Here is a 17,676-nt window from a genome sequence, read left to right as displayed (position 1 = left end):
CTCATTCTGGCACACTGATGCCGTAGGGGGCCGTCCACCCCATCAACCACAGGATCGCGTTGTTGAAGCGAGCTGTGGCCCCAGCGTTGTGCCACAATTGACGGTCGTGGTTATGGGTCCCGGCCTGCGCCGGGACGACGTGGGGAGAGAGTTCGTTCACTTCACCCTGAGCGCATCGAGCAGCGAGCGAAACGCGCGCGCGTAATCGGTGCCGGTCTTGCCGATGTCGGGGCCGGCGGAGACCGCGACTGCGGCTTCCGTCACCGCGCCGAGCAGCAGCCGCGCCAGGGGCCCGACCGGCTGCTTGGCGATCACACCGGCATCCATCGCCGCCGTCAGCGCGCGTGGAAACTTGCCGCCGAAATGTTTGGCGTCGATTTCGCGCCAGCGTTCCCAGCCGAGCACGGCCGGACCATCGCGCAGGATGATCTGGCCGGTCGGGCCCTTTGAACACGCCGCGAAATAGCCCTGCGTTCCCGCCGCCATTGCCGCGAGCGGATCGTTCTCGGCGCGCGAGATGCGATCGAGATCGGCGACGAGGTCCATCGAGACCTGCTCGAATACGGCCTCGAACACCGCCTCCTTGGTCGCGAAGTGATGATAGACCGCGCCCTTGGCGACGCGCGCACCACTGGCGATGTCGTCCATCGTGGCCGCCGCAAAGCCGCGCTCGCCAAAAATGCGCCGCGCCGCCTTGACGATCGCGGCTCTGGTCTTCTCGCGCCGTTCGGCCTGGGTTGCCATCATGCATCTCTACCTCAGGTTCCGCAGCCGCGCCAGTTGACTTACCGACTCTCAGTCGATAAATACCGACCATCAGTCGGTAAACGGAGAGTGCCCATGCCCTCGCTCAAGACGCTGCAAGCCTTCGCTGACACGGTCGAGTCCAACGACCATGTCGGCGCCATCAGGAACTTCTATACCGCCGATGCCCGCACCCAGGAGAACGACGGCGAATGGCGCGTCGGCCGCGAGGCCTTGGCGGCGCGCGAGGCGGCGGTGCTGGCCGCGGTCTCCGGCGTCAAGACCACGCGGCTCGGACCGCTGCTGCTCGACGGCGATCATTCGGCGATCTGCTGGCGCTTCGAATTCACCGGCAAGGACGGCAAGGTCCGCAGCATGGAGGAGGTCGCCTGGCAGACCTGGCGCGGCGAGGAACTGGTCGAGGAACGCTTCTTCTACGATCCGCAGCAGATGGCGCGGTGATCGCGCACGAACGCTCTCACCTCCCCTTGAAAAGGGGAGGTCGCTTTGCTCGTAAGAGCAAAGCGGGGGATCTGCTCTCTCCGCGGACACCATCACCTGCGGCTGCCTCCCATTCCGACCTTCCCTTTTTCAGGGGGGAAGGGGAAAGAAAAATGGCCGGGATCGCTCCCGGCCATTTCGTATCGTGTGTCGCGACGGCTCAGCGCGGCGGCGCTGCGGAGGCAGTGCCGCCGTTGAGCAGCGGGGTGATGCGGCGGACGGTGACGCGCCGGTTGATGCGGCTCGGTCCGTCGGTCTGCTCCTTCAGGTACTGCGAGCCGTAACCCTGCGAGGTCAGGTTCTCGGCCGGCACGCCGAATTGCTGCGTCAGCAGCTCGGCGGCGGATTGCGCACGGCGGTCGGACAGCGACAGATTGTCGGTGTCGTTGCCGGTCGCATCCGTGTGACCTTCGATCAGGAACACCTCGCGCGGATTGCGCTGGATAGCCCGGTTGAGGCCGTCGGCGATCACCTGCAGCCTTGCCGCCTGATCCGGCGGGATGGTCCACGATCCGGAGTCGAAGTTGATCGTGTTGAGGTCGATGCTCGGCATCTGCATGCGGACATTGGGGCTATAGCGGATCTCTTCGAGCGAGTAGCGTCGATCGATCCGCTGCACCGGTGGTGCCTCCATGGTCTCGTAGATCACGTCGGGCGACGCTTCCTGAGCGTCGACGATGTAGCGATCGTAGGGAATGTTGACCACCGGCGGCGGCACGTCGACGTAGAAGCCGCCGACCGCCCGCGGATCGCGATAGCTGTTGTCGATGATGACGAGCTCGCGCCCGCCGGGATCCCTGCGGATCCGGCGCAGCATCTGGCCGTCGGCACCAACCACCGTGATGATCTCGCTGCCATCGGGACGGACCACAATGGTGCGGGTTTCGCCGCCGATCGTTTCGGTGCGGATGTCGCGCGCGCCATAGCGGAAACGATAGACGTCGTCGCCGCGCACATAGGCCTGGCCGCTCGGGTCGCGGATGATGACCCGGTCCGGCTCGGTGTAGATGGTACGGCCGCCTTCGACCACCTCCTGCCGCTGGCCGCGCAGATCGGCGATGCTGCCGCCGATGATGGCGCCAGCCACCACGCCCGCACCGACCGCGGCACCGATCGCAAGCGGCGTAATGTTGTCATGCCGCGGCGGCGGCGGCAGCGGCGCTGCGACCGCTGGCGCGGCCCGGAATGCCGGCGCAACCGTCGGCGGGGCGTATTGCGCCTTGCCGGGCGGAGGTGTTGCAGCCGCAGAGCCGGGGACGACGGTCGGTGCCGCGGGCGCGCCCATGGCGGCTCCCTGGGCTGGTGACACGCCGGGCGCAACGCCCGGACGTGCTGCCTGACCTGGAGCCGGCGACGGTGCAGCGCCGGGGGCGCCCATTGCGGCGCCCGGGGCCGGAGGCGTTCCGGGCGGTGTGGCCGGACGTCCCTGCTGACCTGGCGCTGGTGGCGTCGGCGTCGCGCCCGGGGGCGTGGTCGCGGCGGGCGGAGTGCCGGGGGCGCCGGGCCGTGCTGGCGGCTGTCCGCCGGCGGCCGGAGGCGTCGTTGTCGAAGGCGTTGCGGGTGACGTCGCGCCGGGCGGGGTCGTGGGCGGAGTGCCCGGCGGTTGCTTGGCGCCGCCAGGACGTTCACCACGCTCGCCGCGCGGGCGTTCGCCCGGTGCGGCTGACGGTGCTGCCGGCGTTGCAGGTGCGGCCGGCGTCGGCGTTGCGGCTGTTGGCGGCGTGCCGGGGCGTGCCGCGGGAGCGGCGCCCGGTGCTGCAGGTGCGGCACTTGGTGCTGCACCTGGCGCCGGTGTCGGCAGTGTGTGCGCGGGTCCAGCGCCGGGCGGCGGCGTGGTCGGACGTTGCGGGGCTGCGGCCGGCGGAGGCGGAGGAGCCGGATGTGCGGGTGCAGCCGCCGGCGGCGGCGTTGCCGGCTTCGCGGCAGGCGGCTCGGGCCGCACAGGCGCGGCTGCCGGCGGCGGCGGAGCCGGGCGCGCGGCGGGCGGTTCGGGCCGTGCGGGAGCGGCCGGCGGAGCAGGGTGCGCAGGTGCGGCCGCGGGCGGCGGAGGCGGAGCGGGGCGCGCAGGCGCGGCTGCGGGCGGAGCCGGCGGCGTCGGATGCGGCGGAGCAGCGGCCGGTGGCGGAGGTGGCGGTGTGGGACGCGCGGGTGCTGCGGCCGGCGGCGGAGCCGGATGCGGCGCGGCTGCCGGAGGCGGCGCTTGCGGATGCGGTGCGGCAGCCGGAGGTGGTGCCTGCGGATGCGGTGCAGCGGCGGGCGGAGCCGGATGCGCGGGAGCGCCCGGCGCGGGCCGTGGCTTCGGCTTTCCGTCGGGTCCGAGCTCTTCCTTTGGCTGCGCCTGTGCGACGACCAGCGGCGAAGTTTGTGCGTGCGACGCGGAGGTGGCGAACTGCATCACCGTCAGCGCAGTCGTGGCAAGCAGCACGAGACGAAGCTTTGTCATGATCTTGGAGTCCCCGGGCGGAAAAGTCTGGGCAGGAAGGAAAGGAAGTCAGAGCCGAACAATTCGGCAGGACGATGAATTGCCAGCCGTTAGGCCGGATTGTGGCGAGCCACGAATCATCGGCGAAGTTTATTTCGACATTATAACGGGTTGCATGTGCGTTTGTTCACTGGACATTCAGAAGAAACGCTTGGACACAGTCGCAATCGATGGGGAACCAAGGCGCGCGCGTGAATCACTGCGCTGCGGGGCGATCTGTCGCAGGCGGCGGGCCCGATGGTCCGGGCGGTCCGCGCACCGGTGATTCGTCGGGAGTCTTGCCCGGCAATTCGTCAGGTCGCGGCGGCTCGCCGGGTTCGCGCACCGGCGGCGGCACCTCCGGCTGCGGACTGCCGGGCGGAATTCCCGGCGGAGGCTCGCTCGGCGTGCCCGGTGTCGCCGGCGGAATCTCGGGTGGCTCGATCGGCATCAGATCGAGACCCTGTTGCCGATATCGGGTCCGCCGATGTCAGGTCGCGTCGCGCGCATCGATCGCTCCATCGCATTTCGAATGCGACAACGAATTGCGCGTCGCGCCGTTCCTGCGCGCGCTATCCGGGCGTGTGGCAGACCGCTTCGATGTTGTGGCCATCGGGATCGAGCACGAACGCGCCGTAATAGTTCGGGTGATAATGCGCGCGAATGCCGGGCGCGCCATTGTCGCGGCCGCCGGCCGCCATCGCGGCCCTGTAGAAGGCGTCGACGGTGGCGCGGTCCTTGGCCGTGATCGCGATATGCACCGGCTTGTTCATCGCGCCTTCGCCGCCGATCCAGAAATCCGGCTTGCCGTTGGCGCCGAAACCCGCCGCAGGCGCGTGCCCGGTCACCTCCGCCGGCACTTCCATGATCAGGTCGTAACCGAGCGGCGCCAGCGCCGTCTGGTAGAATGTCTTCGCTCGTTCGTAGTCGGAGACCGAAAAGCCGATATGGTCGATCATTGCGAGCTTCCCTTGTTGTGCCGCGTTGGCATCCGCGCTTTCGTTTCGCTTCCCTTGGAAAGGCGAAATGCAGATGTAGCCCGGATGCAGCGAAGCGCAATCCGGGGCTGCTCTCGCCGATGATGGTCTGGTCCCGGATTGCGCTGCGCTTCATCCGGGTTACGACCCGTTGTGATGCAATTGCGTCCGCGCTCTCGCTTCGCCTTCCCTTCGAAAGGGGCTATCGCTCGGCGAAATGTCGTTACTGGGGATCACGCATGGCCTCATCGAATGCGGCGCATGCATAGCTGGTTCTGACGGGAGCGGTAACGCCCGTTATGCCGCCTTGTCCGACATCTTGGCCGAGGCTCGCCGTTGCCGCAGGAAGCGTCCGAGCAGCCTTCGCTTGCCCTTGCGCGGAATCAGGTCGACGTCGCTGACCAGCTTGGCTCCGCCCTTGCGGCGCTCCAGCACGATCTTCCGGCTATGGAATGCTTCGAGCTCGACGCGATGGGCGACGCTGACGATGGTCGCCTTCGGCAATTCCGTCGTGACCATCTCCATCATCTTGTCCTGGCTCTTTTCGTCGAGCGCGGAGGTGGCCTCGTCGAGCACGACGATGTCGGGGCTGTGCAGCAGCAGGCGGGCAAAGGCGAGCCGTTGCTTCTCGCCGCCGGACAGCGTCTGGTCCCACGGCGCGTCGTCCTCGATCTTCTCCTTGAGATGGTCGAGGCCGACCTTGTGCAGGGCGTCGCCGATCTCATCGATGCTCCAGTCCTCCGCGGCGCCGGGATAGGCTACCGCGCGCCGCAGCGTTCCCGAGGGCACGTAGGGCTTCTGCGGCAGCATGAACAGGCGGCGGTCCGCATGCAGGCTGACGCTGCCGCCGCCCCAAGGCCACAAGCCGGCGATGGCGCGGACCAGCGTGCTCTTGCCGGTCCCAGATTCGCCCGCGACCAGCAGCCGTTCCCCGGCCTCGATCGCGACTTCAGTCTCGCCGACCACAGCCGTGCCGTCGTCGAGCGTGACGGAGAGGTTGTTGAGGCTCAGCATGGCATCGCCCCCGGTCTCGCCGCGCTCAATGCGGCCGAAGCCGTCGCCGGTCTCGGCGCGTTCAAGCCCGTCGAGCGACATCATCAGCGATGCGATGCGCCGCGCGCAGGCGTTCCAGTCGGCGAGCCGCGGATAATTGTCGACCAGCCAGCCGAACGCGGTCTGCACGATGGTGAAGGCGGAGGCTGCCTGCATCACCTGGCCAAGCGTCATGCTGCCCTCGAGGAATTTTGGTGCGCACAGCAGCAAGGGCACCACCGGCGCAATGAGATTCGATCCTTGCGACACCAGCGTCGTGCGCATGTGCTGCCCGGCGAGCCGCGCCCATTGCCGCAACACCTTCGAGAACGCCTTGTCGATGCCGTCGCGTTCCTCGGTCTCGCCGCCGAGCAGCGCGATGCTTTCGCCGTTCTCGCGCACGCGGGTCAGCACATAGCGGAATTCGGCTTCAGCCTGATTCTTCTCCTCCGAGATATGCACGAAGCGGCGGCCGATCGCCATGATCGAACCCGACGCGATCGCGGCATAGATGATCGCGGCAATGACCAGGAAGCCCGGAATGCTGACGGAGGGGCCGCCGAGCGTCACCGTCAGCGCGCCGCCGATCGTCCAGAGCACGACGATGAACGTGACGGCGGACAGCAGCGCCGACGTCACGCCGGCGATGAAGTCGACCGGCGAGTCGGTTGCGATCCGCAGGTCCTCGGCGATGCGATATTCCGGATTCTTGTGATCGCCGTCGACGAGGTTGAGCTGGTAGTAGCGGCCGTTCGTCAGCCAGCGCGAGACGACGGCATGGGTCAGCCAGGCGCGCCAGCGCCGCTGAATGCCCATCCGGCCGAACACTTGGACAACACCCAAGAGCACGCTGCCGATCGCGAGCGGAAAGAAGATCGCGGTCAGATGGAAGACGGTGGCCGAATCGCGCTTCTCGATCGCATCGAAGATCGCGCGATTCCAGACATTGATGCCGTATTGGACGGCGACATTGGCGACGATCAGCAGCAGCAGACCGATCGTGAACAGCCACGCCAGCCGGTCGCCGCTCCGGCCCCAGTAGCCGCAGGCGGTGATCCAAAACCGCGTCAGCAGATAGTCCTTGCGTGCCTGTTCGGCCTCTTCGGGCGACAACTCGGGATCGGGCTCGATCATTTCCGGCGGCGGTTCGACATGGTCGCCGTCTTCCGCAATGATCTCGACGAATTCGGATTTGTCGTCAGCTTCGTCTTGTTTGGTGTCGCTGCCGGTGCGCTTCGTGCTCGCTTGCCGAGGTGACGCGGCCTTGGCCGAAGATTGCTTGTGCGAGGGATCTGATTTTGACGCCGCTTTGGCCATGTCACGACAACGCCAGGCAAATCAAGCGGTTCCATTCCAGTTCCGGCAACTCATCCTGGATACATTCCGGCCGGGGCTAGGAAAACAGCCAGTCCCGCAGCCTGGCGGGCAACAATCCGTGGGCGCCTTGCGCCTGAATGCGCCGCGCCGCCTCAGGATCGTGCCGCGCAGCAAACAGCCGCGCGACGAGCAGCAGCGAGCCAAGCAGCAATCCGCTCCAAACCAGGATCGTCCACACGATGCGCACGTAGCCGACCGCGCCGTCCAGCTTCATCGCTGCACCAAACAGCACGATGAACAGACAGAACGTGACAACACCGCGCGGTGAAACCCGAAAGTCCTGCATTCTTGCAAGATGGGGCAACATCCTGCCGATTTGAAGGCAGAGCGGACTCGATGTCCCCGGACTAAACAATGCGCAGGTGATGACACCGGTGATGTGGTGAAATCGGAAAACCTACGTCCATCGTTACGAAGCCGGCGCCTGATCCCGCTTCAGCCGGCGCGAACGCGTGGCCTTGTGCAGCACGCGGGCCAGCTGTTCGGCCGAATACGGCTTCTGCAACAGCTCGAAGCCGCCGCTGCCCTGCTGCGACAGCACCTGGCTGTAGCCGGAGGCGAGCACGATCGGCAGATCGAGTCGCTGCCGGCGGATCTCCTCCGCAAGCTCGATGCCGCTCATGCCGGGCATCACGACGTCGGTGAACACCAGGTCGAACCTGTCGGAGCCGATGGCCAGCTCCTCCAGCGCGTGGGTGGCGTTCTCCACCAGCACGCAGGTGCAACCGAGCTGGGTCAGCGTGTCGGCGGCGAATTTTCCGACCTCGGCATTGTCTTCGACGATGAGGACCGACGCGCTGGTCGGATCGACCGAAGGCGCATCCTCCGTGAGCGGCGATTGCGCGCTGTGTTTGCCGACGACACGCGGGAGATACAGCGTGAACGTCGACCCCTTGCCGACCGCGCTGGTCACCGTGACCTCGCCGCCGGATTGCTTGGCGAAGCCGAACACCTGCGACAGGCCAAGGCCGGTACCGTGACCGACCTCCTTGGTGGTGTAGAACGGCTCGAAGATGCGGCCGAACAGCTCCTGCGGAATGCCGACGCCGGTATCGGTCACCGACACCGCAACATGGCCGTGCGGGCTCGGCGGCGTGATCGCCTCGGCGGGCAGATTGCTCACGGCGCGGACCGCGATCGTGAGCCGGCCGACGCCGTCCATCGCGTCGCGCGCATTCACCGCCATATTGATGATGGCGGTCTCGAACTGGCCGGCATCGGCGTTGACGAGGCAGGTCTCGTCCGGCACCTGCGCCGTGATCTCGATCCGCGAGCCGATCAGGGTTGTGATCATCTCGCTCAGGGTGCGGACATTCTGGCAGACGTCGAATACCTCGGGCTTCAGGGTTTGCCGGCGCGCAAACGCAAGCAGCTGGTTGGTCAGCTTGGCGGCACGGTTCACGGTGTTGGAGATCGCATCGATGTAGCGCTGCCGCCGCGGCTCCGGCAGGTCCGGCCGCCGCAGCATGTCGACCGACGCACGGATCACGGTGAGCAGATTGTTGAAGTCGTGCGCGACGCCGCCGGTGAGCTGCCCGAGCGCCTCCAGCCGCTGGCCATGTCGCAGCGCGTCCTCGGCCTCGATGCGCCGGTCGGCCTCCTCCTCCAGACGTTCGGTTCGCTGATAGGCGAGCATGAGCAGGCCGAACAGCAGCGCAGTCGCCGGTATGCCGAAGATCAGGTGCTGCGCCATGGTCGAGATCCAGCGCGCGTGGATCGCCGAGGTCTCGAGCCCGGCGCTGACATAGATCGGGTATTCGGCCAGCCGCTGATAGCGCATGCGCCTTTCGATGCCGTCGGCCGGGGAGCGGATGGTCATGCCGCCGGTCTCGGGATTGGCGACGACCTGTTGCCCCAGCGGCCCGCTCGGCTCGAACCTGGCGTCGTGGTCGATGACCGGGAAATGCGCCAGTATCGAGCCGTCGGTCCGGATCAGCGCCAGGAAGCTGCCGGGCTCGCGGCCGATCTTGGCGTAGAAATTCTCGAAATACTCCGGAAGCACGGAGGCCTGGATCACGCCGCCAAAGCTGCCGTCCTCGTTGTTGCGGCGGCGGCCGACGCTGAAGAACCGCGCCCCCTGATAGGGCGGTCGCGGCGTCAGCACCTCGCCGATATAGGTGCCGATGTCGCGATCGGCGTGGATGCGGAAGTAATCCCGATCCGAGAAATCGATGTCGGGGGCCGGTTGCACCAGGCTGTTGACCAGGGCATGGCCGCTGGCATTGAACACCCAGATAGATTTCACCTGGGGGAGCGTGTCGGCGATCCGGCGCAGCCGCTCGTGCAGGGTCTTCTCGCGCGCGACGATCTCGGCGTCGCTCATGCCGCGGACGACCTCGGTGACCTCGGCCAGGCTGCGGTCGATGGTCTCGAACACCTTGAGCGCGTGCTCATGGGCGACGTCGAGCGTGCGCTGGATTTCCTGGTCGGCGGCCTCCCTGGTCGAGATCCGGGACATCGCGGAAGCGAACATGAACAGCGCCAGCGGAAGGGCCAGCGAGGCGGCCATCATCCATTGCAGCAGTCTCAGCGAATTGCGTTGTGCAGCGGTCGGCACGGGCGCTCCGGCTTCTTGCGAACCTTAACGCAAACCGTCGCGCCGGAGAAAGCGAATCCCGATTCCGCCGCCTGCTGCGCCGGCGGCCTCGTCATCCGGCCGCCGGTCAAGGTTACCGGAGGCCAAATCGGATCGATCGATTGGGAGGGCTCTCGTCCGGGGCGGCGCAGGGCGGATGCTGCCGGGCGTCATCACGACCCCGTTAGCGCCGCCGCCAGTCAAGCGGAAAATCGACCGGGATGACGCTTCCCGGCGCTGTTTTTAGGAGTTCTAAAACCTCTCACGGGCAAATGCTTGACCCTGTGACTACCTGCTGAAAAACAGGCCGCATGACAGGCGATCCAAACTGCTCCCAGGACAATTTACAGGACATCCGGCTCGGACATGCGGATCGCGGTTTTGTCGGAAAAATCATCAGGCTCGATGCGCTCGTGACGGGCTCATCGCTCTCTCCGCAGGAGCTCGAGCAGCGCCTGGTGGAGATGGGATTTGTCGAGGGCGCGCGCGTGGAAATCCTGCATGAAGGTACGATCCGGCGGGATCCGATCGCGGTGCGCGTCGACAACATCACGATCGCGCTGCGCCGGAGCGAAGCCATGGCTGTGATCGTCGAATGACAACTGCATCCCTGCGCCTGGCGCTGGTCGGCGCGCCGAACACCGGCAAGACATCGCTGTTCAATCGGTTGACCGGCAGCAGCCAGAAGGTCGCGAACTACCCCGGCGTCACGGTCGAGCGCAAATCCGGCGGTTTCGTCACGCCGGAGGGCCGCAGCGTGACGGTGCTCGACTTGCCCGGCACCTATTCGCTGCGCGGCCGCAGCCCGGACGAGGAGATCACCCGCGACATCGTGCTCGGCCGCTTCGACGGCGAGGCGGTGCCCGATCTCGTGCTCTGCGTCGCAGATGCCACCAATCTGCGGCTGACCTTGCGGCTGGTGCTCGAGCTGAAGCGCGTCGGCCGGCCGATGATGCTCGTGCTCAACATGATCGACATCGCGAAGCGGCGCGGCGTGACGATCGATCTCGATCGCATGTCGCAGGAACTCGGCCTGCCGATCGTGACCGCGGTTGCGGTCCGCAAGGGCGGCGTCGACGAGCTCTTGCAGCGGACCGACGAATTCCTGGCCCGGTCGCATGAGGCGACGGCCAGCGAGTGGGCGACGCCGACGATCGCCGATCTCAAGGCGGCGCAGCGCGAGGCCGACCGCATCATCGCGGCAGCGGTGACGCTGCCGACCAAGCCGGACACGCTGACCAACCGGATCGATTCGGTCGTGCTGCATCCGGTCTGGGGTCTCGTGATCCTTGCCGTGATCCTATTCGTGATGTTCCAGGCGGTGTTCACCTGGGCGCAGCCGGCGATGGAATTGCTGTCGGACGGTTTCTCCGCGCTCGGACAGCTGATCCATGATTTGCTGCCGGAAAGCTGGAGCCTGTTGCAGAGCTTCCTGCAGAACGGCCTGATTTCCGGCGTCGGCAGCGTCATCGTGTTCCTGCCGCAGATCATCATCATCTTCCTGTTCATCCTGCTGCTGGAAGATTTCGGCTACATGGCGCGGGCCGCATTCCTGATGGACCGCATCATGGGCGGCGCCGGGCTGCATGGCCGCGCCTTCATTCCGCTGCTGTCGAGCTTTGCCTGCGCCATTCCCGGCATCATGGCGACGCGGGTGATCGATAACCGGCGGGATCGCCTGACCACGATCCTGATCGCGCCGCTGATGACCTGCTCGGCGCGGATTCCGGTCTATACGCTGATCATCTCGGCCTTCGTTCCGGCGACCTCGCTGTGGGGCTTCGTCAATCTGCAAGGGCTCGTGATGTTCGGCCTCTATGCCGCCGGCATCACCAGCGCGCTGACGGTTTCGGCGATCGCAAAGTTCTTCCTGTGGCGCGACCATGCGCCGGCGCCGTTCATGCTGGAATTGCCCGACTACAAGGTGCCGCGGCTGCGCAGCATCGCGATCGGCGTGCTCAATCGCGCCAAGATGTTCCTGTATCGCGCCGGCACCACGATCCTCTCGATGATGGTGCTGATCTGGTTCCTGGCCTCGTTCCCGACCGCGCCGGCCGGCGCCGAGGGCCCTGCGATCAACTACAGCTTCGCAGCGATGATCGGCCATGCGCTCGAGCCGCTGCTGCGGCCGATCGGCTTCAACTGGCAGATCGCGGTGGCGCTGATCCCGGGCATGGCGGCGCGCGAGGTCGCGGTCGCAGCGCTCGGCACCGTTTACTCGATCGAGGGCGGCAAGGAGGCGGCGGAGCAGATCGGCCAGGTACTGGCGCAGAAATGGACGCTGGCGACCGCGCTGTCGATGCTGGTCTGGTACATCTTCGCCCCGCAATGCGCTTCGACGCTGGCGGTAATCCGCCGCGAGACCGGCGGCGCGAAGTGGATGGTGGTGACGTTCCTCTACATGCTCGCGCTGGCCTATGCCGCGAGCTTCCTGACCTTCAATCTGGCACAGGCGCTCGGGCTGCATTAGCCGGGCCGTCGCGTCGTGTCGCGGCGGCATTGGGTGCAATGCGGCGGGCGACGAAGTAGAGTTCGCTCGGGGCGCCTCGCGCGCACCCACGGGTTCCCTGCGAGACCACGCAATGTCGACGTTCGGCCTGGAGCGGGTATTTTCGCCTCGAAGCATCGCGGTGGTCGGTGGCAGCCCGCGGCCGTCGTCGCTTGGCGCGGCGGTGCTGCGAAACCTCAAGGCGAGCGGCTTCGCCGGCAGGCTGGGCCTCGTCAACCGCAACTATGCGGATGTTGACGGCGAGACGACCGTCGCCGATCTGAGATCGCTTCCGTTCATTCCGGACCTCGTCGTCATCAGCGCACCGGCGGCGGCGATTCCGGAGATCGTGGCGGAGGCAGGGCTCGCCGGGGTTGCCGGTGCCGCGATCCTGTCAGCCGGCCTCGGCTATGGCGCAGGCTCGCTCGCGGAGATCGTGGAGCAGACGGCACGGCGACACGGCATGCGCCTGGTCGGGCCGAATTGCCTCGGCATCATGGTGCCGCGCGCGAAGCTCAATGCGAGCTTCGCCTCGCATCAGCCGTCGGATGGCCATGTCGCGCTGATCTCGCAGTCCGGCGCGGTCGCGTCGGCGATGATCGAGTGGGCGGCGGAACGGCGGCTCGGCTTCTCCGGCATTGCCTCGATCGGCGACCAGCTCGATGTCGACGTCGCCGATCTCCTGGATTATTTCGCGCTCGATGATCATACCGGCGCGATCCTGATCTACCTCGAAGCCGTCAAGGACGCGCGCAAGTTCATGTCGGCGGCGCGCGCCGCGGCGCGCATGAAGCCGGTCATCATCGTCAAGTCGGGGCGGATGGCGGAGGGGGCAAGGGCCGCCGCGACCCACACCGGCGCGCTGGCCGGCTCCGATGCAGTCTATGATGCCGCGTTCCGCCGCGCCGGCATGCTGCGTGTCTACGACCTTCGCCAGCTGTTCGACTGCGCCGAGCTGCTTGGCCGCGGTTTCGTGCCGCGCGGCAACCGGCTCGCGATCCTGACCAATGGCGGCGGGCTCGGCATCCTCGCGACCGATCGGCTGGCGGAGCTCGGTGGCGTTCCCGCGACGCTGATGCCGCAGACCATCGCGCGGCTCGACGAGTTGCTGCCGCAGGGCTGGTCGTGCGCCAATCCCGTCGACATCGCGGGCGATGCCGACGCCGCCCGCTACGTGGTGGCGCTCAACGCGCTGCTCGATGACGCCAACAACGACGCTGTGCTGGTCGCGAATGTCGAGACCGCGGTGGCGCCGGCCGAGGGCATTGCCGAGGCGGTGGCGCAATGCGTGCGTGATCGCCGGACCGAACGAAGCGCGGTCGCGGCACTGGTGCTTGCGGCGTGGGTCGGCGCCGACGAGCGTACCGGCGCGATCTTCGAGGCGGCGCGGATTCCGCACTTCCCGACCGAGGACGATGCGGTGCGCGCCTTCATGTATCTGGTGCGCTATCGCGAGGCTTCCACAGCGCTCGCCGCGACCCCGCCGGGTGTCGCATCGGTGTTCACGCCGGAGACGGCCGCGGCGCGGCATGTGGTCGTGAAGGCGCTGTCGGAAGGGCGCGCCTGGCTCGATCCAGCCGAGATCGTCGCGCTGTTCGAGGCCTATCGCATTCCGATCGTGACGACGGTTGTCGCTGACAGCGCGGAGGACGCTGCCGAGAAGGCGGCGCCGTTCCTCGCCGAGGGGCACGCGATCGTGGTCCGGGTGTTCTCGCGCGACATCAGGCACGCCTCCGATGTCGGCGGGGTCATCCTCGACCTGCGCACCAAGGACAGCGTCGTCGAAGCAGCAAGGGCGGTGCTGGAACGCGCACGAAACGCGCGGCCGGATGCGACGCTGCAAGGCGTGACGATCCAGCCGATGATCGTGCGGCGCGCGGCGCGCGAACTGATCCTCGGCATCGCCGACGACCCGACCTTCGGCCCGGTGATCGTGTTCGGCCGCGGCGGCCCTGCGGTCGAGGTGATCAACGACAAGGCGGTGGCGCTGCCGCCGCTCGACATGAATCTTGCCCATGAACTGGTCGGGCGGACGCGCGTCTCGCGGTTGCTCGGCGGCTATGGCGATGTGCCGGCCGTCCCATCCGAACTGGTGCCGCTCACCCTGGTCAAGCTGGCGCAGATGGCGGCCGACATTCCGGAGGTCGCCGAGCTCGATATCAATCCGATGCTGGCAGACGAGGCCGGCGTGCTCGCGCTCGATGCGCGGGTGGCGATCCGCAAGCCGGCGCGGCTGTTCGCCGGTCAAACCAGACTGGCGGTGAGGCCTTACCCGTCACAATGGGAAGGCGAGCTGGCGTTACGCGACGGCTCGCGCGTCACGGTGCGCCCGATGCGGCCGGAGGACGAGCCGATGGTCGCCGCGTTCTTCAAGCGCGTCACCGCCGAAGATCTCAGGCTGCGCTTCTTCCATGCGATGAAGGAATTTTCGCACGCCTTCATCGCGCGACTCACCCAGCTCGACTATGCGCGCGCGATGGCGTTCGTGGCACTCGATCCGGCGACCGGCGAGATGATGGGAGCGGTCCGGCTGCATTCGGACTCGCTGTACCAGAACGCCGAATACGCGATCCTGCTGCAGTCCGATCTCAAGGGCAAAGGGCTTGGCTGGGCGCTGATGCAGCTCCTGATCCACTATGCGCGATCGGAGGGATTGAAGCGGCTGTCCGGCCAGGTGCTGACCGAGAACACCACGATGATCGGGATGTGCCGCGATCTCGGCTTCACCGTCACGATGGATCCCGAGGATCACAGCATCGTCGATGTCGTGCTCGACCTCGATCGATCCGTGGTCGATGCGGTCGGCGCTGATATCCTGATCCGATCCGCGGCGGCTGGCCGCTGATAACAGCGCCAGCCGCGGCTGCGTCGGATCAGATCTGGCGTTCGACCATCTTGAACTTGAGCTCGGCGATCGCCTCGGAGGGATTGAGACCCTTCGGGCACGCCTTGGCGCAGTTCATGATGGTGTGGCAGCGATAGAGGCGGAACGGGTCCTCGAGATTGTCGAGCCGCTCGCCGGTCGCTTCATCGCGGCTGTCGGTGACCCAGCGCGTCGCCTGCAGCAGCGCGGCGGGTCCGAGGAAGCGCTCGCTGTTCCACCAGTAGCTCGGGCACGAGGTCGAGCAGCAGGCGCACAGGATGCACTCATAGAGACCATCGAGCTTCTCGCGGTCTTCGTGGCTCTGCCTCCACTCCTTCTGCGGCGTCGGCGTCGTGGTCTTCAGCCACGGCTCGATCGAGGCATACTGGGCGTAGAAATTGGTCAGGTCGGGGACGAGGTCCTTCACCACCGGCTGGTGCGGCAGCGGATTGACCTTCACCGCGCCGCCGGCGCCGACGTCGTGCATCGACTTGGTACAGGCCAAGGTGTTCTGGCCGTCGATGTTCATCGCGCAGGAGCCGCAGACGCCTTCGCGGCAGGAGCGGCGGAAGGTCAGCGTCGGATCGATGTGGTTCTTGATCCAGATCAGGCCGTCCAGCACCATCGGACCGCAATCATGGGTGTCGACATAGTAGGTGTCGACGCTCGGATTCTTGCCGTCGTCCGGGTTCCAGCGATACACCCGGAATTCGCGCGTCTCGGTGGCGCCGGCCGGCTTCGGCCAGGTCTTGCCGCCGGAAATCTTCGAATTCTTCGGAAGTGCGAATTCAACCATGCTTGCTCGCCTTCGTTCTCAGTAGACCCGCGCCTTCGGCGGGATGTACTGCACATCATTGGTCATCGTGTAGTCGTGGACCGGACGATAATCGATCGTGGTCTTGCCGGCCGGATCGATCCAGGTCAGCGTGTGCTTCATCCAGTTCTTGTCGTCGCGCGCCGAGAAATCCTCGCGCGCATGCGCGCCGCGGCTCTCGGTGCGGTTCGCCGCCGAATCCATCGTCACGATCGCCTGCACGATCAGATTGTCGAATTCCAGCGTCTCGACCAGGTCGGAATTCCAGACCAGCGAGCGGTCCGACACCGAGATGTCGCCGACGCCGCCATAGACCTTGTGGATTAGGTTCTGGCCTTCATGCAGCACGTCGCCGGTGCGGAACACCGCGCAATTGTTTTGCATCACATGCTGCATGCTGTCGCGCAGCTTCGCGGTCGGCGTGCCGCCGGAGGCGTGGCGGAAGTGATCGAGCCGGCCGAGTGCGAGGTCGGCCGAATCCTTCGGCAGCTCCGGCTGCTTGGCGTTCGCCGTCAGCTTGTCGGCCAAGCGTAGCGCCGCGGCGCGGCCGAACACCACGAGGTCGATCAGCGAGTTGGAGCCGAGGCGGTTGGCGCCATGCACCGAAACGCAGGCGGCTTCGCCGATCGCCATCAGGCCCGGCACCACCGAATTGTCGTCGCCGTTGCGCTTGGTCAGCACCTCGGCGTGATAGTTCGTGGCGATACCGCCCATGTTGTAGTGCACGGTCGGCACGATCGGGATCGGCTCGCGGGTGACGTCGACATTCGCGAAGATCTTCGCCGATTCGGAGATGCCCGGCAGCCGCTCGTGCAGCACCTTCGGATCGAGGTGATCGAGGTGCAGGAAGATGTGATCCTTCTTCTTGCCGACGCCGCGGCCTTCGCGGATCTCGATCGTCATCGCGCGCGAGACGACGTCGCGCGAGGCGAGGTCCTTGGCCGACGGCGCGTAGCGCTCCATGAAGCGCTCGCCCTCGGAGTTGACGAGATAGCCGCCTTCGCCGCGGGCGCCTTCGGTGACGAGACAGCCCGAGCCGTAGATGCCGGTCGGATGGAACTGGACGAACTCCATGTCCTGCAGCGGCAAGCCCGCGCGCAGCACCATGCCGCCGCCGTCGCCGGTGCAGGTGTGCGCCGAGGTGCAGGACGCATAGGCGCGGCCATAGCCGCCGGTCGCCAGGATCGTGGTCTGGGCGCGGAAGCGATGCAGCGTGCCGTCATCGAGCTTGAGCGCGATCACGCCGCGGCAGACGCCCTGGTCGTCCATGATCAGGTCGATGGCGAAGAATTCGATGAAGAACTCGGCCGAGTGGCGCAGCGACTGGCCATACATCGTGTGCAGCATGGCGTGGCCGGTGCGGTCGGCCGCCGCGCAGGTGCGCTGCGCCTGGCCCTTGCCGTAGTCCATGGTCATGCCGCCGAACGGACGCTGATAGATCTTGCCGTCCTCGGTGCGCGAGAACGGAACGCCCCAATGCTCGAGCTCGTAGACCGCGTCGGGCGCGTTGCGCACCATGTATTCGATCGCGTCCTGGTCGCCGAGCCAGTCCGACCCCTTCACGGTGTCGTACATGTGCCAGCGCCAGTCGTCCGGATGCATGTTGCCGAGCGAGGCCGAGATGCCGCCCTGCGCCGCAACGGTGTGCGAGCGGGTCGGGAACACCTTGGTGATGCAGGCGGTGCGCAGGCCCGCTTCCGAACAGCCGACCACGGCGCGCAGGCCTGCGCCGCCGGCGCCGACCACGACGACGTCGTAGGTGTGGTCCTGGATCGGATAGGCCTTGCCATTGGTGGCCGGGCCACTTCCGTTGGTGGCCTTGCCGTTACCTTCAGCGGCCATGG

The 17,676-nt window shown here is 66.7% G+C and carries 13 protein-coding genes; 4 read left to right on the top strand and 9 right to left on the bottom strand.

What is annotated here, in order from left to right; translation table 11 throughout:
* Positions 1–156: 156 nt before the first annotated feature.
* Entirely contained in the window at positions 157–744 is a 588-nt protein-coding gene (locus tag CO675_RS37895) for a TetR/AcrR family transcriptional regulator (RefSeq protein ID WP_097676977.1), read from the bottom strand.
* Between the two features lie 96 nt (positions 745–840).
* On the opposite strand from CO675_RS37895, the gene CO675_RS37890 reads away from it, so the two are divergent.
* Positions 841–1,206 (top strand): polyketide cyclase, encoded by a 366-nt coding sequence (locus tag CO675_RS37890; protein WP_097676969.1) that lies wholly within the window; start codon positions 841–843, stop codon positions 1,204–1,206.
* 199 nt (positions 1,207–1,405) lie between these two features.
* Here the strand turns inward: CO675_RS37890 and CO675_RS37885 are convergent, their stop codons facing one another.
* From CO675_RS37885 to CO675_RS37860, 6 genes are all read right to left on the bottom strand, one after another.
* A complete protein-coding gene (locus CO675_RS37885) occupies positions 1,406–3,688 on the bottom strand; it encodes an OmpA family protein (RefSeq protein ID WP_097676968.1) in 2,283 nt (760 codons plus the stop codon).
* 235 nt (positions 3,689–3,923) lie between these two features.
* Positions 3,924–4,157, bottom strand: coding sequence for a hypothetical protein (locus tag CO675_RS37880; RefSeq protein ID WP_097676967.1), 234 nt, complete (start codon positions 4,155–4,157; stop codon positions 3,924–3,926).
* A gap of 121 nt (positions 4,158–4,278) precedes the next feature.
* Positions 4,279–4,665 carry a VOC family protein gene (locus CO675_RS37875; protein ID WP_097676966.1) on the bottom strand — a complete coding sequence of 129 codons (387 nt, stop codon included), beginning with the start codon at positions 4,663–4,665 and terminating at the stop codon, positions 4,279–4,281.
* Positions 4,666–4,980: 315 nt separating this feature from the next.
* The gene (locus tag CO675_RS37870; RefSeq protein WP_198964892.1) at positions 4,981–7,032 is read right to left on the bottom strand and encodes an ABC transporter ATP-binding protein/permease; all 2,052 of its coding nucleotides are present in this window, start codon (positions 7,030–7,032) and stop codon (positions 4,981–4,983) included.
* A gap of 76 nt (positions 7,033–7,108) precedes the next feature.
* Positions 7,109–7,378, bottom strand: coding sequence for a hypothetical protein (locus CO675_RS37865; protein WP_097676965.1), 270 nt, complete (start codon positions 7,376–7,378; stop codon positions 7,109–7,111).
* A 123-nt stretch (positions 7,379–7,501) separates the two neighbouring features.
* A complete protein-coding gene (locus CO675_RS37860) occupies positions 7,502–9,604 on the bottom strand; it encodes a hybrid sensor histidine kinase/response regulator family protein (RefSeq protein ID WP_097676975.1) in 2,103 nt (700 codons plus the stop codon).
* 374 nt (positions 9,605–9,978) lie between these two features.
* Between CO675_RS37860 and CO675_RS37855 the strand changes: the two genes are divergently transcribed.
* The 3 genes from CO675_RS37855 (at position 9,979) to CO675_RS37845 (ending at position 15,000) form a co-directional block, all read left to right on the top strand.
* A complete protein-coding gene (locus CO675_RS37855; RefSeq protein ID WP_097676964.1) occupies positions 9,979–10,266 on the top strand; it encodes a FeoA family protein in 288 nt (95 codons plus the stop codon).
* Positions 10,263–12,137, top strand: a complete 1,875-nt coding sequence (feoB, locus tag CO675_RS37850) for a ferrous iron transporter B (RefSeq protein WP_097676963.1) — start codon at positions 10,263–10,265, stop codon at positions 12,135–12,137. The genes CO675_RS37855 and feoB overlap by 4 nt, the downstream gene beginning before the upstream one ends.
* 112 nt (positions 12,138–12,249) lie before the next feature.
* Positions 12,250–15,000 carry a bifunctional acetate--CoA ligase family protein/GNAT family N-acetyltransferase gene (locus CO675_RS37845; protein WP_097676962.1) on the top strand — a complete coding sequence of 917 codons (2,751 nt, stop codon included), beginning with the start codon at positions 12,250–12,252 and terminating at the stop codon, positions 14,998–15,000.
* A gap of 28 nt (positions 15,001–15,028) precedes the next feature.
* Here the strand turns inward: CO675_RS37845 and CO675_RS37840 are convergent, their stop codons facing one another.
* Both CO675_RS37840 and sdhA read right to left on the bottom strand, forming a co-directional pair.
* On the bottom strand, positions 15,029–15,814 hold the full coding sequence (locus tag CO675_RS37840) for a succinate dehydrogenase iron-sulfur subunit (RefSeq protein ID WP_050402509.1): 786 nt from the start codon (positions 15,812–15,814) through the stop codon (positions 15,029–15,031).
* 18 nt (positions 15,815–15,832) lie between these two features.
* Positions 15,833–17,674 carry a succinate dehydrogenase flavoprotein subunit gene (gene sdhA / locus CO675_RS37835; protein WP_097676961.1) on the bottom strand — a complete coding sequence of 614 codons (1,842 nt, stop codon included), beginning with the start codon at positions 17,672–17,674 and terminating at the stop codon, positions 15,833–15,835.
* Between the last annotated feature and the right edge of the window lie 2 nt (positions 17,675–17,676).

This window comes from Bradyrhizobium sp. C9, from assembly GCF_002532045.1.
Classification (GTDB): domain Bacteria; phylum Pseudomonadota; class Alphaproteobacteria; order Rhizobiales; family Xanthobacteraceae; genus Bradyrhizobium.
Note: the sequence above shows the minus strand (reverse complement) of the source record. Positions and strands in the feature narration are given on the sequence as shown.

Excerpts from the sequence above, each read along its gene's own strand:
- CO675_RS37845 (WP_097676962.1), top strand. The coding sequence starts at position 12,250 with ATGTCGACGTTCGGCCTGGAGCGGGTATTTTCGCCTCGAAGCATCGCG.
- CO675_RS37840 (WP_050402509.1), bottom strand. The coding sequence starts at position 15,814 with ATGGTTGAATTCGCACTTCCGAAGAATTCGAAGATTTCCGGCGGCAAG.
- CO675_RS37855 (WP_097676964.1), top strand. The coding sequence starts at position 9,979 with ATGACAGGCGATCCAAACTGCTCCCAGGACAATTTACAGGACATCCGG.
- feoB (WP_097676963.1), top strand. The coding sequence starts at position 10,263 with ATGACAACTGCATCCCTGCGCCTGGCGCTGGTCGGCGCGCCGAACACC.
- CO675_RS37860 (WP_097676975.1), bottom strand. The coding sequence starts at position 9,604 with ATGATGGCCGCCTCGCTGGCCCTTCCGCTGGCGCTGTTCATGTTCGCT.
- CO675_RS37890 (WP_097676969.1), top strand. The coding sequence starts at position 841 with ATGCCCTCGCTCAAGACGCTGCAAGCCTTCGCTGACACGGTCGAGTCC.
- CO675_RS37895 (WP_097676977.1), bottom strand. The coding sequence starts at position 744 with ATGGCAACCCAGGCCGAACGGCGCGAGAAGACCAGAGCCGCGATCGTC.
- CO675_RS37875 (WP_097676966.1), bottom strand. The coding sequence starts at position 4,665 with ATGATCGACCATATCGGCTTTTCGGTCTCCGACTACGAACGAGCGAAG.
- CO675_RS37865 (WP_097676965.1), bottom strand. The coding sequence starts at position 7,378 with ATGCAGGACTTTCGGGTTTCACCGCGCGGTGTTGTCACGTTCTGTCTG.
- sdhA (WP_097676961.1), bottom strand. The coding sequence starts at position 17,674 with ATGGCCGCTGAAGGTAACGGCAAGGCCACCAACGGAAGTGGCCCGGCC.
- CO675_RS37880 (WP_097676967.1), bottom strand. The coding sequence starts at position 4,157 with ATGCCGATCGAGCCACCCGAGATTCCGCCGGCGACACCGGGCACGCCG.
- CO675_RS37885 (WP_097676968.1), bottom strand. The coding sequence starts at position 3,688 with ATGACAAAGCTTCGTCTCGTGCTGCTTGCCACGACTGCGCTGACGGTG.
- CO675_RS37870 (WP_198964892.1), bottom strand. The coding sequence starts at position 7,032 with ATGGCCAAAGCGGCGTCAAAATCAGATCCCTCGCACAAGCAATCTTCG.